11 protein-coding genes and 1 other RNA gene are annotated in these 14,156 nt (G+C 46.8%); 5 read left to right on the top strand and 7 right to left on the bottom strand.

Translation table 11 applies throughout. The features are described from left to right. Positions 1-35: 35 nt before the first annotated feature. The gene (locus V7Q33_RS15340; RefSeq protein ID WP_333820392.1) at positions 36-1,235 is read right to left on the bottom strand and encodes an S-adenosylmethionine:tRNA ribosyltransferase-isomerase; all 1,200 of its coding nucleotides are present in this window, start codon (positions 1,233-1,235) and stop codon (positions 36-38) included. Between the two features lie 50 nt (positions 1,236-1,285). Here V7Q33_RS15340 and V7Q33_RS15335 point away from each other — a divergent pair, with 50 nt between their 5' ends. Next, a complete protein-coding gene (locus V7Q33_RS15335; protein ID WP_333820391.1) occupies positions 1,286-2,353 on the top strand; it encodes an o-succinylbenzoate synthase in 1,068 nt (355 codons plus the stop codon). Between the two features lie 12 nt (positions 2,354-2,365). Here the strand turns inward: V7Q33_RS15335 and V7Q33_RS15330 are convergent, their stop codons facing one another. The 6 genes from V7Q33_RS15330 to V7Q33_RS15305 all read right to left on the bottom strand — a co-directional run bounded on the left by V7Q33_RS15330 (position 2,366) and on the right by V7Q33_RS15305 (position 11,276). After that, entirely contained in the window at positions 2,366-3,241 is an 876-nt protein-coding gene (locus V7Q33_RS15330) for an SDR family oxidoreductase (RefSeq protein WP_333820390.1), read from the bottom strand. A 48-nt stretch (positions 3,242-3,289) separates the two neighbouring features. Next, positions 3,290-4,441 (bottom strand): sigma-54-dependent transcriptional regulator, encoded by a 1,152-nt coding sequence (locus V7Q33_RS15325; protein WP_333820389.1) that lies wholly within the window; start codon positions 4,439-4,441, stop codon positions 3,290-3,292. Positions 4,442-4,607: 166 nt separating this feature from the next. Then, an RNA gene (gene rnpB, locus V7Q33_RS15320) (RNase P RNA component class A) lies at positions 4,608-4,996 on the bottom strand. Positions 4,997-5,305: 309 nt separating this feature from the next. Next, complete coding sequence (locus V7Q33_RS15315) at positions 5,306-5,719, bottom strand: hypothetical protein (protein ID WP_333820388.1); 414 nt, start codon at positions 5,717-5,719, stop codon at positions 5,306-5,308. A 102-nt stretch (positions 5,720-5,821) separates the two neighbouring features. Continuing rightward, positions 5,822-6,718 (bottom strand): DUF2279 domain-containing protein, encoded by an 897-nt coding sequence (locus V7Q33_RS15310; protein WP_333820387.1) that lies wholly within the window; start codon positions 6,716-6,718, stop codon positions 5,822-5,824. Beyond that, positions 6,687-11,276 (bottom strand): translocation/assembly module TamB domain-containing protein, encoded by a 4,590-nt coding sequence (locus tag V7Q33_RS15305; protein ID WP_333820386.1) that lies wholly within the window; start codon positions 11,274-11,276, stop codon positions 6,687-6,689. The genes V7Q33_RS15310 and V7Q33_RS15305 overlap by 32 nt, the downstream gene beginning before the upstream one ends. An 11-nt stretch (positions 11,277-11,287) precedes the next feature. Here V7Q33_RS15305 and tsaD point away from each other — a divergent pair, with 11 nt between their 5' ends. The 4 genes from tsaD to V7Q33_RS15285 all read left to right on the top strand — a co-directional run bounded on the left by tsaD (position 11,288) and on the right by V7Q33_RS15285 (position 14,075). Further along, a complete protein-coding gene (gene tsaD, locus V7Q33_RS15300) occupies positions 11,288-12,292 on the top strand; it encodes a tRNA (adenosine(37)-N6)-threonylcarbamoyltransferase complex transferase subunit TsaD (RefSeq protein ID WP_333820385.1) in 1,005 nt (334 codons plus the stop codon). Positions 12,293-12,376: 84 nt separating this feature from the next. After that, entirely contained in the window at positions 12,377-12,772 is a 396-nt protein-coding gene (locus V7Q33_RS15295) for a thioesterase family protein (RefSeq protein ID WP_333820384.1), read from the top strand. Positions 12,773-12,805: 33 nt separating this feature from the next. Further along, positions 12,806-13,267 carry an SsrA-binding protein SmpB gene (gene smpB / locus V7Q33_RS15290; protein ID WP_331983210.1) on the top strand — a complete coding sequence of 154 codons (462 nt, stop codon included), beginning with the start codon at positions 12,806-12,808 and terminating at the stop codon, positions 13,265-13,267. A gap of 16 nt (positions 13,268-13,283) precedes the next feature. Further along, a complete protein-coding gene (locus V7Q33_RS15285; protein WP_331983212.1) occupies positions 13,284-14,075 on the top strand; it encodes a C40 family peptidase in 792 nt (263 codons plus the stop codon). Positions 14,076-14,156 lie beyond the last annotated feature (81 nt).

Below are 14,156 nucleotides of genomic sequence, written 5' to 3'. Positions count from 1 at the left end.
ATCTTACAATCTTCTAATTTTTCAATTTTCTAATCCTAATTCTCCATCCTTCCTGGCAACAACAGAGAACTATCACCATAGCTCAGAAAACGATAATCGTTTGCGAGTGCTTCGTGGTATATATTCTTCCAGTCGTCTCCGACAAAGGCAGCTACCAGGAGTATAAGTGTGGAACCGGGTTGATGAAAATTGGTGATGAGGCCACGGCAAATGCGAAAAGTATAGCCGGGCATAATATAGATGGAGGTTTCTCCCGTGAGGATATCCAACTGCTTTCGCTCCATATAACGGATTACTTCCTGAAGCGCTTCTTCGGTTGACGGAAGCGAAGTATAATTCTGATAGGGATCGTTCTGTTGTATACTGAAGATAGCTTCATGATTTTTTTTCAGCTTTACTCCAAACCAATATATACTTTCCAGCGTGCGCATGGAAGTAGTACCCACCGGGATGATGAAGCGGTTCTTCAGCAGGTTTTCCAGATTGTTTCTGCTGATCAGTACCTGCTCTGTATGCATAGGATGTTCCACTGCATTTTGAACCTTTACTGGTTGAAAGGTTCCGGCACTTACGTGAAGCGTGAGGTAATCGGTTTCAATGCCTTTTGCTTTCAACGTCTGCAATACATTGTTGGTAAAGTGCAGACCCGCCGTTGGTGCTGCTACAGCGCCTTCGTAATGCGCGTATACCGTTTGATAGCGATCGCGGTCCGATACATCGGGTTTGCGTTTCAGATAGGGCGGGAGTGGTGTTTCACCCGAGCGTGAAATGATCTCGGCAAACGATACTCCGGGTGTCCATAGAAATTCTACGAGACCTTCTTCGCGGTTCACCAGGCTTGCTGTTACGGCAAGCGAGCCCAGTTCTTTTTGCAGTGAAGTTCCTTCCGCCCATCGTTTCAGGTTTCCGATGGTGCATTTCCATACACTCTTCTCTTGCGCCTGCATGGCTTCCACCACCAGTGTAGAAGGCGATACAGGATGCAATAAAAATACTTCTATGGTGGCACCTGTGTCTTTTGTGAAGTGAAGGCGGGCAGGTATAACCTTGGTGTCGTTGAAAAACAACGTGGCGTTATGCGGCAGGAAATCTGCCAGTGAGCTGAACTGCTTGTGGGCGATCGAGCCTTTCTGATATACCAGCAGTTTGGATTGATCACGTTGGTCTAACGGATAGAGGGCTATTCGCCCGGCTGGCAACTCGTACGTAAAATCGTTTATGTTCAGTTCCTTCATACGCGCTCAAAGTTAATCCGAAAACAGTATTTTCGTTTTTCAAATTTACTATGGCGTTACAGGCATCGTATCAAAAGAAAGTATTTCAATTCAACTTCAAAGCCCGAACCTCCCGCGGATTGATGCGCGATAAAGTATCCTGGTTCATTGCTGTATGGGATGACGCCAATCCCAACCTAAAAGGCATCGGCGAATGCGGCCCTTTACCCGGCCTCAGCCCGGACGATCGCCCCGATTTTGAGCAGGTATTACAGGATGTATTGAACAAACTCTCATCGCATTCACTTCAACACTTCAACACCTCAACACTTCAACACCTGGTACCCTCCGGTTTTCCCTCTATCATCTTTGGCCTCGAAACTGCCTTGCTCGATTTACAGAACGGAGGCAAGCGTTTGATATTCGATAATGATTTCACGAAGGGTAAATCTATACCCATCAACGGGTTGATCTGGATGGGCGATCTCGACTTTATGCTGCACCAGCTCAGCGATAAAGTAGCGCAGGGATTTACCTGTATAAAAATGAAAGTAGGCGGCTTGAACTTCGACAGGGAGATGGATGTGCTGGAGTATATGCGCAAGCGTTTTTACCGTGAGCAACTGACTATACGGCTTGATGCCAATGGTGCTTTTAAAACAGACGAAGTATTGTTTCGGCTCGAAGAGCTATCGCGGTTCAAGATCCATTCTATTGAGCAACCTATAAAACAAGGGCAACCCGAGATGGAAGAGCTCTGCCGTAAGTCGCCTATACCCATTGCCTTTGATGAAGAACTGATTGGAATAGAAGGAGAAGAGGCGAAGCGAAAGCTGCTCACCAGGCTCAAACCTGCCTATATTATTTTGAAGCCGACACTTCATGGTGGATTGCAAAGTTGCCGCGAGTGGATCAGCCTAGCAGAAAGTGCGGGTATAGGATGGTGGATTACCTCTGCACTGGAATCCAGCATCGGGCTGAATGCGATATGTCAGTTTACTGCAAACTATCCCGTTACACTTCCACAGGGGCTGGGCACAGGGGCTATCTATGAGGATAATATACCTTCACCGCTTCGGGTGAAGAAAGGCGAGATTCACTACGATGATTCACTTGCGTGGGATCTTTCCGGAGTATAGTACTATTATAGTTCAGATTGTTCCTCCCGATTTAGCATAGTCGGTCAGCGTCACAGTAGGTCGGCCTAATTCGTTCCACGTTGACGTTGCTTCGAATTTCTCGGGATAATTATTCAGTGCGTAGATAATGTTATAGCCATAGTTAACGCGATTGCTGAATACGCCTAATAACCTGAGCATGCCCAGCGGAGCACGCGATATTTTCAACGAGGCATTTGGATAGTGGCGTATAAATATATCAGAGGCTTCATCGGCGGTATAGCCATCAGGGCCCTGAGCGATATATTCTTTATTTTCATCTTTCAATAACCGAAACGAGCGGGCCACCTGCCGGCCAAAGTCGCTTCCGGCGATAAAGTACATTTTATGATGCGATTTGCCCGCGAGCAGAATACGATCGCCCTTTCTATAGGTAGACATAAAATTCTCCATGAAGGTAGATGGATAAAAAATAGTGTAAGGTATACCCGATGTTTTAATCTGCGCCAGCGCCTGTCGTTTCAGATCGAATACCCACCAGTGAAATCCATGTGTATCCTGAAAATTCTGAATCACGGAGCTGGTGATGGCAACACGCTTCAAAGGAATATTTTTAGCCACTTCCAGAATGTTGTGAAGGCCTTCGCGCTCGGCATGCCAGTCTTGCTGGCCATCGCTCATGTTGAGATTCAGGTTAATATATACTGCATCCTGGTCTTGCAGCAGGTTCTCGATGTCTGGTATATTTTTAATATCACCTTGCCGGATGGCGATTCCCGGCAATTCTGTTTTTGCCTTTTCTTCATCGCGGGCCAGCACCGTAACATCAAAACCTGCCTGATGCAATGCCCGGGCTACCGGTTTTCCAATCATACCGGTGCCTCCGATAACTGCAATCTTGTTGATCATGTATCGCTAAAGTTGATAAGGCAATTCGGAATTGCACGGCAGCTTTCGCTACAAATACTTCTTCACATCATCCTGCGTAATCTCATCGCCACTCATAATCACCAATCGCTCTACCACGTTACGCAGCTCACGTATGTTACCCGTCCAGTTATGTTCTTTTAATTGCGTGATGGCCTTGGCGTTGATTGTTTTCTTTCGGGCGCCATACTCATCCGCTATATCCTGCAGAAACTTTTCCGCCAGCAAAGGTATATCTTCTTTCCGGTCGTTCAGGGCCGGTACTTTAATTACAATAACACTCAGGCGATGGTATAAATCTTCACGAAAGCGATTCTCTTCAATTTCCTTGCGCAGGTCTTTGTTGGTAGCAGCCACCACCCGAACATTTACCGTAATTTCTTTATCGCCACCCACGCGTGAGATTTTGCTTTCCTGCAGGGCACGTAAAACTTTTGCCTGCGCTGATAAACTCATGTCGCCAATCTCATCGAGAAACAGCGTGCCGTTTTCTGCCAATTCAAATTTACCAAGGCGCTGCTTGATTGCAGAGGTAAACGAGCCTTTTTCGTGACCAAACAATTCACTTTCGATAAGCTCCGAAGGTATAGCAGCGCAGTTTACTTCTACTAATGGCCCATCGGCACGTTTGCTCTTCTCGTGTATCCAGCGGGCTACAAGTTCTTTACCCGAACCGTTGGGGCCATTTACCAGCACACGCGCATCGGTAGGGGCTACTTTCTCGATCATCTCTTTTACTTCGCGTATCGGTGTTGATTCGCCGATCATATCGAACTTCTTCGAGATCTTCTTCTTCAGCGTTTTGGTCTCTTTTACAAGATTTGTTTTATCAAGTGCATTTCGCAAGGTGATCTCCAGGCGCCCGAGGTCAAACGGTTTTTGAAGAAAATCGAAAGCACCTTTCTTCACAGCTTCTACCGCTACATCGATAGTGCCATGCGCCGAGATAATGATGAAGTTGGAAGATATACCAGCCTCCTTTGCTTTCTCCAATACCTCCAGGCCATCCATCTTTGGCATTTTGATATCGCAGATGCACAGATCAAAATTTCCCTGCTCCAGCTTTTTGAAACCTTCCTGCCCGTCTGCAGCCTCCTGCACGTCATGTTCCTTTTCTTCCAGAATTTCTTTCAGTATTGCGCGGATCTTGTTGTCGTCTTCGATGATAAGAATTTTTGCCATAGAGTTTTGTTAAAAGCTGCTGGTTGCCAGCTGCGAGCTGCTGGCGGTGTGAGTAAGGGCGTGGGTGTAGTAGTTTATCTACGATTAACGGTTAACCTGTAACGTATAACGATTAACCGCCAGCGCTAAAATAGAAAAACCTGCTTGCAATCGCGGAGCAGGTTTTAAAATTAACAAGCTTGTAAGCCGGGTTCTGTCATCCCGCAGAGCGGGAGCCTTATCATTTATCTGTTCCTGGCCTCGCAGCCGGAATCAATCAGTCTACCCGCTTCGGTACATACCATTGCTGGCATGTGGAACGGGCCGCTCGCACCGAAGCCTATTTGACCTTTCAACGCGTAAGGTTTACCCTGCCCCCGATGTCGCCACCGGAGCGGTGAGCTCTTACCTCACCTTTTCACCTTTTCCCGACCCGACAAAGTCGAACCGGGTAGTTTGTTTTCTGTGGCACTCTCTGTCACCAGCCGAAGCCGGTGCCTTCCTGTTAGGAAGTACGCTGCCCTGTGTTGCCCGGACTTTCCTCCCTCTTGCGAGAGCGATAAGGTGGCTTGCTTGGCGCAAAGATAGTTGAAAATAGCTTTGAGTTGTGAGCTATGAGCTGTGAAAAGGGAAATGGCTTCTGGCTTCGGGCTACTGGCCGGAGGTTATAATGATACGTTATTGCTTAACAAAAAACGTTGTTAACGGATCATCGTCTGGCAGCTGGCAGCCAGAAGCTCGCAGCTATTTCAGCGAAGAGGAAGGCCTTCTGGCCTCAAGCTGCTGGCTACAGGCCGATGCTCGTAATGATACGTTATTGCTTAACAAAAAACGTTATTAACGGATCATCGTCTGGCAACTGGCAGCCGGAAGCTCGCAGCTATTTCAGTGAATGTCTCTTCCTGTCAGCTTCATCTCATAGTGATCGGCAAGTTGTGCTACTTCCTGGATCATTTCGCGAACCTGTTCTTCGGATACGGTTTCAGAGAGACAGGAGGCTTCAACCTTCAGGTAGCCATCTTCGAGAATAAATTTACTGTAGTCGAAGCTGGCATTGCGTTCGAGTAATGCTTTGAGATCGAGGTTGGGAACGAACTCACATACTTTGGATGTGAAAAGAGCCTGCTCGCGACCGGAGACAGGGCTGGTCTGTACGCTGGCCAATACTGTTTGAAAGCGACTTGAATTCAGGGGTACTACAATCACAGAACGAGTGTGATCATAATCAGTGTACTGGCCTCCAATATGTTCAGCATACTGCTCAACATAATTCATAATTCCGGGTAATGTTGCTACCATAAACAGTGGATTAGGGTTTAAACGAAGTTAAAAATTCCCACCCGGATTTTGGTATGAATGGTCGGAAATTATTTAGTAACAGCCAGTTACACCATCTAATGACTAAAAGTATAGTACATGAAAGCGCGTGCCGTGGTGTGACGAGAATTCAACCGTGGGTGCCGGCAGCTTCACCATGTTGGCAATGAAGATAAGTGTCTTCACAACTTTTGAGCGTGTCTTGATCGCGCTCAGGTCAAAGTCCAGTGCGAGATAATACTGGCGGTAAGGCGGTGCATAACCGGCAGCGATGTTTTGTTCAACGCGGGCGTAGAGCATGCCTTGTGCACCGTATCCCGCTGCGAGGTTGAGCCACTTGGGGAAGTGCATGAATTTATCCATATCTACCGAAAACCAGTACGTTTGTCCGTTATAGTCTTTGAGTATCTCGCCGGACAAGCCATCGCCTAAAAGATCAGGGCGCTGGGCAGCATAGCCTGTGCGGTGGAAGGAGAACTTTGGATAGATGCGCACTTCATGCCACAACCGCGTTTGGCCAAGGTAAAAAGCCGCGCCCGCAGCATCGGCCATCAGGTCGCCTGTGGAGGCACCATACGCATCGGAGAAGCCATCGAAGATTTCTACCGGCACCAACACGGCAAAGCCCGCCAGTGCGCCGATAAGATCAGCTTTGCGTGCCGGCATGCTGGCCCACTGCAGCCCACGCGAAGTACCGTAGCTTAAATAAAATGCAGAGTAAAAATGACCAATCTTGTCTACCTGTTTCCACTCGGCATTGTCGTCAAAAAAATGAAACGACCCGCGGTTGGAATCTTTATACCAGAGATAATTCAATCCCGATAGCGCTGCGCTATACCCGGCAACCGATGCAATAGTAAGGCCACGCAGCCGCTTCTTGTTAACAGCCGGTATACTATCCGATTGTGCGAATACAAAGCAGGGGATCGACAAAAAAACTAAAATCCATTTATTCTGTGCCATCCTCTTCTTTGATTGCATCTTTATTAGTATCCGGTTTTTCTTCTGACTCTTGCTGTTTCTTTCTTTTCTTCCGCTCCGATACCCAGAGGTCGCGTATCTCATTAAAGCTTTGCGTGTGAATGATACTCGCACCGGTAGTCATAGCTGTTTGGTTATTTACCGAGCTAAGAATAGGGTTCACGTTGGTGCGGCTATACATCTTTACCCGCAGCTTGCCATCGGCGGTTAACATATAGTCAACCGTCCAGTCGCCGGCAAGGCTTGAAGGCGTTTGCTGTGTGGTATTGGTAGCGGCAGAACTGGTGTTGTTATAAGTACCATCGCCCGTTACGCGCAAGCGACCATTTAAAAATGTATATGACATGCGCAGCTGAAAGGTATTGAAGCTCTCGGCATCCATGGAACCTATATCTACATCCACCACCAGGTCTTCATCTACCTGGCTCATCCAGTGACTAAGCTGGTTGGAGAATAACTCGCTCAAACTGTTTACTACCGATCCGCTGGTGCTCAGCGACTCTGCCGGTGAGAATTTACGGAGCACGATCAAGCTGAACACTTGTCGCTTTAACTCCTGTTCGTCCAGTTTATTCTTGAAAGCAGTGAACAACAAATCAAGGTTGATGGTCTGTGTATTGGTCTGTACGTTCTTCGGAAGGTCTTTCGCAACAATATCAAAGTTGATGTCTGGTGTCAGCATCGGGCCGTCCAGTGAGAGCAACACCATTACCGGGTAGCGGCGCTGCAATTGTGGAGACTCCGAAAGTTTAATAGACGGATCGCTCATCGATACCAGCGGACCAAATGATGCGAGCTGGTTATAGGTAGCATCGATATCCACCGTAGCTTTGTATGGATCGCCATACCAGGTAATACGGCTTCCCTTCTTAATGATAAATTCCTTGTTGATGATATCGTATAGTGTGAAATTATAGAATCCCTCCGTGAACTCGAACGGACCAAACATGTTGAACTCACCTTTGGTATCAAGCTGCAAACGCAGATCGCCCACCCCGCGACCGCGAATGATATCGCCCGACTTCATGTCGAATATAATTTCGCAGTATGCTTCGGGTGTAACATCCAGGTTGAGGTTGAACGACAAGCCGGTAATGTTTACTTTTTTGGTAATGGTGTGCTTTACCGTTTTGGTAAACGTAGTGTCCTTAAAGTTGACGAACGTAATAAACTCTTTCTTGTCAACCGATGATGAACCACTCAGCGGTATATATATATGGGTGTTCTTTTCGGAGCGCGCGTTGGAAGATATCTCCAGGTTAGAGAGTGGGCCGGTAAATTTCACATCGCCCGTGGCATACGCCTGCCCGTAAAATAAACTGTTGTCTTTCATCGATGTGTTCAATACCTGGAAATTTTTGAAATCGGCTGTCATGTTAATGGCCATGCCCGAAAAGTTACGATGCGTAATGGCACCGTTCAGCTTTCCCTTGTTGCGCAGAATGTCTGCCAGCTCAATATCTTTAAAGAATATAGATGTAGGTGTAAGCCCGATAATGCCGGTAAAATGATACAGCGTTTTGAGATAGTTGATCATGACCTGGCCATCGGCAACTTTGCCCTCTCCGCGTATTTCAGGTTCTTCCAGCGGGCCGGTAATGCTAAACGATCCGGAGATTGTACCATCAATGTGTGTAAAGAATTCTTCGAGAAACGGCTGTATAATTTTGAGTTCAGCTTTGTCGAGGTTAGCCGTTACATTCAGCGGACTATCGGTACGCGATGGATTATAATCACCGGTGAGATTCAGGATGCGAGTACCTGCTCGGTCAACAAACATATCAATGTCAAGCTTGTGATCTACCGTGTCCCAATGGTTCTTGCCGATGATATCGCCAATCAGAAAATCATCCACCATAAAATCGGTGATCACAATATCGTTTTGTATGACAGGCTTCTTATAGAAATTGCTCATGTCGAGGTTGGCATCGGCTATACCGTTAATCTTTTTCATCGTGAGCACATTGAACAGCGAGAGGTCCAGGTTATCGATGTTGAGTGTAACGATCTTAGCCGGATCTTCTGATATCCTTCCATCCACTTTAATCAGTTGTTGTTCGTTTACAAGTGCCAGATTGGAGAAACCCCAATCACTGCCACGCACGGATATATAGTTGTTGTCGCTAAAGTGCCATTTACGTTCCAGTAATTGCAACTCGGAGGGATGCATGGAGATCACTGTGCTGTCTTTTTGAAAATTTACATCACCCCGCAGGCGCATATAGTTTGATTGCCCCTCCTGGTCGGCATCCATCGAGAAATCGATATGGTTTCGGTTCCAGATCGCTTCTGCCAGCAGGTTCCTGGTTTGCAGATTACTGCTAAGGAACTGCTTATCCGAATTGATGGTAAGCATAGAAAGTACACTGGTGCTATCGGATATTTTGGATACGGTAAGTTCAACAGCAGATTTTACAAAGGTCTTTCCTTCATACTTCAACGAATCGAACTGAGAGTATATATTGAAGATGGTGGTACGGCCACTGGTAAATTTACCATCGAACCGGGTATGGGGTGAAAGGCTTACATCAGCATTGAAAAGGCTGGCGATGGGAGTAACATTCTTTAGATCCACCGAGATACGCGCTTCATAGTTTTTTGGCTTGCGTGCTTTCTGGCTATAGTATTCGTTAATCTCATGTTTGTCGTTCCGGATGTTCAGCAGAATTTCCTTAACCAGCAATTGCACATCCGAAGATATATCCGAGTAGTAATAATTACCACGCGCTTCCAGGTCTACCAGCGTTGACTGAACTTTGAAAAGACGGTTACCGCGATCACGCTGAGCATCCACTTGAATATCGTTCAGCGAAAGCCATTTGTCTTTATATAGCATGACAAGGTCGCGCAGGTGAGCTGTGCCCCGCAGTGAATCCAGCGTCAATCCCTGAAAGTCTGCTTCTGCAATAGCATGTATAAAGAGACTGTCCTTCGATAATTTCAGGCGATGCAAATAGGCTGTATCAAGCTGTGCCTGAAAGCGTATTTCGTTTCGCTCATCACGCAAGTCCATCGAACCGCGTACGGTAAGTTCAAGATTCGGATCGTTGATTTTTACCAAACCGCGAAACAACCCGGTAGCAAAGCGCGCATCTGTAGTGATGTTGGTATAATTATACCCCTTAATACCAATCGAGCTGATCTTGCCATTCAGCAGGAAGTCGGCAGTGCGTTGCGTCAGTCCCTTACCACTTACTTGTCCATCCAGACTCACACGCTGGTAGAACGTAGTATCGTTGAGGTATCGCCCGAGGTCAAACTTGGTAAGGGATAACTTTCCCTTGTATACCGAGTAGTCAATGTTCTCTTCATTTACTTTCAGGTTTATATCCGAACGGATAATGCCCAGCTTACCGGAGAATGTACCGTTAGCAACAAAGTCAGTGGGGTAGCCTAAAAACTGCCCGTGCATATTCAGTATACCCAGCGGCCGCAGCCTGTTGAGCGTGCGATCGTTAAAGAGGAATGCCAGGTCACGTGGATCGAACTGCGAGTTATGAACATTAAGGTTGATGAAGGTTTCGTTGAAGTTAGGCAACCCTTCCATATCAAGCGAACCGTTCAGACTGGTGTTGCCAATGCCAAGCTGCATTTTGGTGAGCTTGAACTTATCGACTCGTCCGTTAAATATACCGCTGAGTTTGAGCGGCTGCGTTATGCGATGGACGCCCGGAGCAAAGAGGTCCAGGTCTTTCGGGTCGATAATGGTATTGTTGAAGCTCGCGTGTATCTTTACCTTATCAACAAAATCGTTCAGATCGCGCAGGGCGTTATAGCGGAAGATCAGCGTATCGGAAATTGTACTTTCTCCTGCCTGAATATTAAGCCCTGTGAACTCCATACCCAGCTGCGAAATGCGAAAGAATGTGGAGAGTTGCTTTACAGTAAATTTAGTCTTGAGGTCTTGCGCAATGAGCGTACTTACCAGGAACTCGGTGGTATCGCCAAGCACGACAAAACTGTTCAGGTGACCTTCATCTACTGCGAGTGAAAAGTGATTGTAATCGAATCCTTCCCGGATCGAATCCTGATCCTGGTTGATATAAGTGAATTGACTGCGATTGAGAAACGCTTCACCGATGTTGATGCGGGGAGCTTTACCGGTGCCGGTAGAACCGGATGAATATCCTTTATTGATGCGGTCTATGAATACGTTGATGTTCAGGTTCCGTGAAGTATCACTCTCATGGATTTTGGTGAGGTATACATGCGCACTGTCAACGTAAATGCCATCGATGTTTACATCACGACCTTGTATAAGCTGTGAGAGCTTGAAGTTGATCATGATCTCTTGGGCACCGATCATCCGGTTGCCCTCCAGGTCATAGATATTAACTCCGGTGAGCTCCAGCCGGTCGAACCAAAGCATGCGAAAGCCTTTTACCGTAGAGGGGAAGCCAACAACCTTCGTAAAGTCTTTGAGGAAACGCGAGGCCAGCCAGTTTTGTACCGGCGGCATCTGCAGCACCAGAAATGCTGAGATAAGCAGGAACACTGTGCCTGCAAACAGATAAGCCAGTATTTTTCGAATCTTATTTTTGATAACTTGCCGGTTCATTCTATCAACACATGCGTCCCGTTATCCTTGCCATTGAGTCTTCGTGCGATGAAACATCTGCCTCCGTTATACGAAACGGCAAGGTACTTAATAATATTATCGCCTCACAGGCGGTGCACCAAAAATACGGAGGTGTGGTGCCCGAGCTGGCTTCGCGTGCGCATCAGCAAAACATTGTTGCTGTAGTAACTGAAGCCATGGAAAAATCTGGCGTGGATAAAACAGCACTCGATGCCATTGCGTTCACCCGCGGCCCCGGACTTATGGGCGCTTTGCTGGTAGGTGTATCGTTTGCCAAAGGCATGGCTATGGCCCTGAACATTCCGCTCATTGAAGTGAACCACATGCAGGCTCATGTGCTCGCGCATTTCATTGATGACCCCAAGCCTTCGTTTCCGTTCTTATGCCTTACAGTAAGCGGAGGACATACACAGATTGTTGTGGTAAAGAATTATCTTGAGATGGAAGTGATCGGCCAAACCCACGATGATGCGGTAGGAGAAGCGTTTGATAAAGCTGCCAAGATCATGGGGCTGCCGTATCCCGGCGGGCCGCTGATCGACAAGTATGCGCAGGCAGGAAATCCAAAGGCCTATAAATTTTCGGAAACGGTAATGCCGGGACTTGACTTTTCATTCAGCGGTATAAAAACGGCATTCCTGTATTTTCTTCGCGACCAAAAGGCAAAGAATCCCAACTTTGTAGAAGAAAATATAAACGATATTTGTGCGAGCCTGCAGCATCACCTGGTAAACATGCTGCTCACGCGCGTGCGACAAGCCAGTGAGCAAACGGGTATACGGAACATTGCTATAGCAGGCGGTGTTTCGGCCAACAGTGGCCTGCGACAGGCGCTGAAAGCAATGGGCGAAGAACGCGGATGGAATATCTTTATACCTGCCTTTGAGTATTGTACCGACAATGCCGGTATGATTGCCATCGCAGCACACTATAAATACCTGAAAGGAGAATTCTGCCCGCTTGACGTTACACCACTGGCGCGTATGCCCATATAAAGTACATATCGCATCCTGACCACCCTTAAAACTTTGAACTTTAAACCTTAAACCTTGAACCTTGAACCTTGAATCTGACCCCGAATGAAAAATCCACCACCTTCCATAAAGCAATACCACTACACGGTAAAGCCGGAAGACGTAGCGACATTTCACGGTGAAACGGTTCACCCGGTTTGTTCAACCTATGTGCTGGCGCGCGAGATCGAATGGGCCACGCGCCTGTTTGTGCTGGAGATGAAGGATGACGATGAGGAAGGTATAGGAACCTACATCAGCATTGATCATAAAAGTCCTGCCTTTGTCGGGGAAGAAATTATCTTTACTGCGCGAATACAACAGCAGAACCATCACGAGTTAATCTGTGTGTATGAGGCAACGGTAGAGAGCCGCGTAATTGCCACGGGCACTACAGGCCAGAAAATTTTGAAGAAGGAAAAATTAAAAACGATTTTAACCAGGAGCGAGCTACGATCGTAAAAAATAAATAAGGATGCTCCTATAGTTTTGAACATGAAGCAACGTTTTTCAGATAATATTAACATCAAGAACCGCCAGGCCAGCTTTCAATACGAGTTGTTGGATAAATACATAGCAGGCATGGTGCTGACGGGCACAGAAATTAAATCAATTCGCGAAGGTAAAGTGAACCTGCAGGACGGGTATTGCTACCTGAGCAATGGCGAGATGTTTGTAAAGGGTATAAACATAACTCCATATGCACAGGGCACACACTACAATCACGATGCAACGCGCGAAAGGAAGTTATTGCTTAAGCGCTCGGAGATTAAAAAGCTGGAGGGCAAAGTGGAGGAGAAAGGATTAACGCTGGTGCCTACACGCCTGTTCATCAACGACCGTGGTTTGGCAAAACTTGAAATAGCGCTGGGACGCGGTAAAAAACTTCACGACAAGCGCGACAGCATTCGCGAACGCGATGCCAAACGTGAATTGAGTCGCATTAAGCTAACGTAAACCGGGAATTTTCATAATGGAGAATTTAGACTATGGTGTTTGTCGCCTCAGTGTACTATCCGTACGTACCGAGCCTTCTGACAAGGCTGAGCAGGCAACGCAGCTTTTGTTTGGAGATCATTATGAAGTGATCGATCGCTCCAAAGACAATAAGTGGTTGCGTATACGTATATATTTTGACCAATACGAAGGATGGATCGATGCCTTGCAGCATCATGCCGTATCGAAAGACTATATAGAGTATTTGGAGAAGTCTGAGCTTAAGATCACCACCGATCTTACGTCAAGCCTGCTGTACAACAAAAGTCCGCTCGCGATATTGATGGGGAGTATGATACCCATTTCCAGTTCGGAGCTGTTCAAGATGGAAGAGCAGTTTGCTTTCAACGGCGAATCTAAAAATGTAGGGCAGAAACGTGAGTTTGAATTTTTGAGGAATGTAGCCGTCAAGTATATAAACGCTCCATACCAGTGGGGCGGCAAAAGCCCGTTCGGTATAGATTGCTCCGGCTTCACACAGATGGTGTTCAAGATCTGCGGCTATAAATTACTCCGCGACTCCTCGCAGCAGGCAAATCAAGGTAAATCTGTAAAAGAATTTAGCCAGGCAAAACCGGGCGACCTTGCATTCTTCAAGAACGCTGAAGACAAAGTAACACACGTAGGCATTCTACTGGCCGAAGAAAAGATCATCCACGCTTCCGGCCGTGTTCGCATAGATCACCTTACCGCCGAAGGAATTGTAAATGGCGAGACCAAAAATCTCTCGCATACACTTTCGCATGTGAGGAGAATTCTGGCGGAGTAGGGAAGGAGAGAATTAAGAATTAAGAATTAAGAAGTAAGAAGTAAGAAGTAAGAAGTAAGAAGTAAGAAGTAAGAAGTAAGA

The organism is Ohtaekwangia sp., from assembly GCF_036786105.1.
Taxonomy (GTDB): Bacteria; Bacteroidota; Bacteroidia; order Cytophagales; family Cyclobacteriaceae; genus Ohtaekwangia.
Note: the sequence above shows the minus strand (reverse complement) of the source record. Positions and strands in the feature narration are given on the sequence as shown.

What these genes read in the sequence shown, in the direction of transcription:
- V7Q33_RS15340 (WP_333820392.1), bottom strand. Translation starts at nt 1,235, where the DNA reads ATGAAGGAACTGAACATAAACGATTTTACGTACGAGTTGCCAGCCGGG.
- V7Q33_RS15335 (WP_333820391.1), top strand. Translation starts at nt 1,286, where the DNA reads ATGGCGTTACAGGCATCGTATCAAAAGAAAGTATTTCAATTCAACTTC.
- V7Q33_RS15330 (WP_333820390.1), bottom strand. Translation starts at nt 3,241, where the DNA reads ATGATCAACAAGATTGCAGTTATCGGAGGCACCGGTATGATTGGAAAA.
- V7Q33_RS15325 (WP_333820389.1), bottom strand. Translation starts at nt 4,441, where the DNA reads ATGGCAAAAATTCTTATCATCGAAGACGACAACAAGATCCGCGCAATA.
- V7Q33_RS15315 (WP_333820388.1), bottom strand. Translation starts at nt 5,719, where the DNA reads ATGGTAGCAACATTACCCGGAATTATGAATTATGTTGAGCAGTATGCT.
- V7Q33_RS15310 (WP_333820387.1), bottom strand. Translation starts at nt 6,718, where the DNA reads ATGCAATCAAAGAAGAGGATGGCACAGAATAAATGGATTTTAGTTTTT.
- V7Q33_RS15305 (WP_333820386.1), bottom strand. Translation starts at nt 11,276, where the DNA reads ATGAACCGGCAAGTTATCAAAAATAAGATTCGAAAAATACTGGCTTAT.
- tsaD (WP_333820385.1), top strand. Translation starts at nt 11,288, where the DNA reads ATGCGTCCCGTTATCCTTGCCATTGAGTCTTCGTGCGATGAAACATCT.
- V7Q33_RS15295 (WP_333820384.1), top strand. Translation starts at nt 12,377, where the DNA reads ATGAAAAATCCACCACCTTCCATAAAGCAATACCACTACACGGTAAAG.
- smpB (WP_331983210.1), top strand. Translation starts at nt 12,806, where the DNA reads ATGAAGCAACGTTTTTCAGATAATATTAACATCAAGAACCGCCAGGCC.
- V7Q33_RS15285 (WP_331983212.1), top strand. Translation starts at nt 13,284, where the DNA reads ATGGAGAATTTAGACTATGGTGTTTGTCGCCTCAGTGTACTATCCGTA.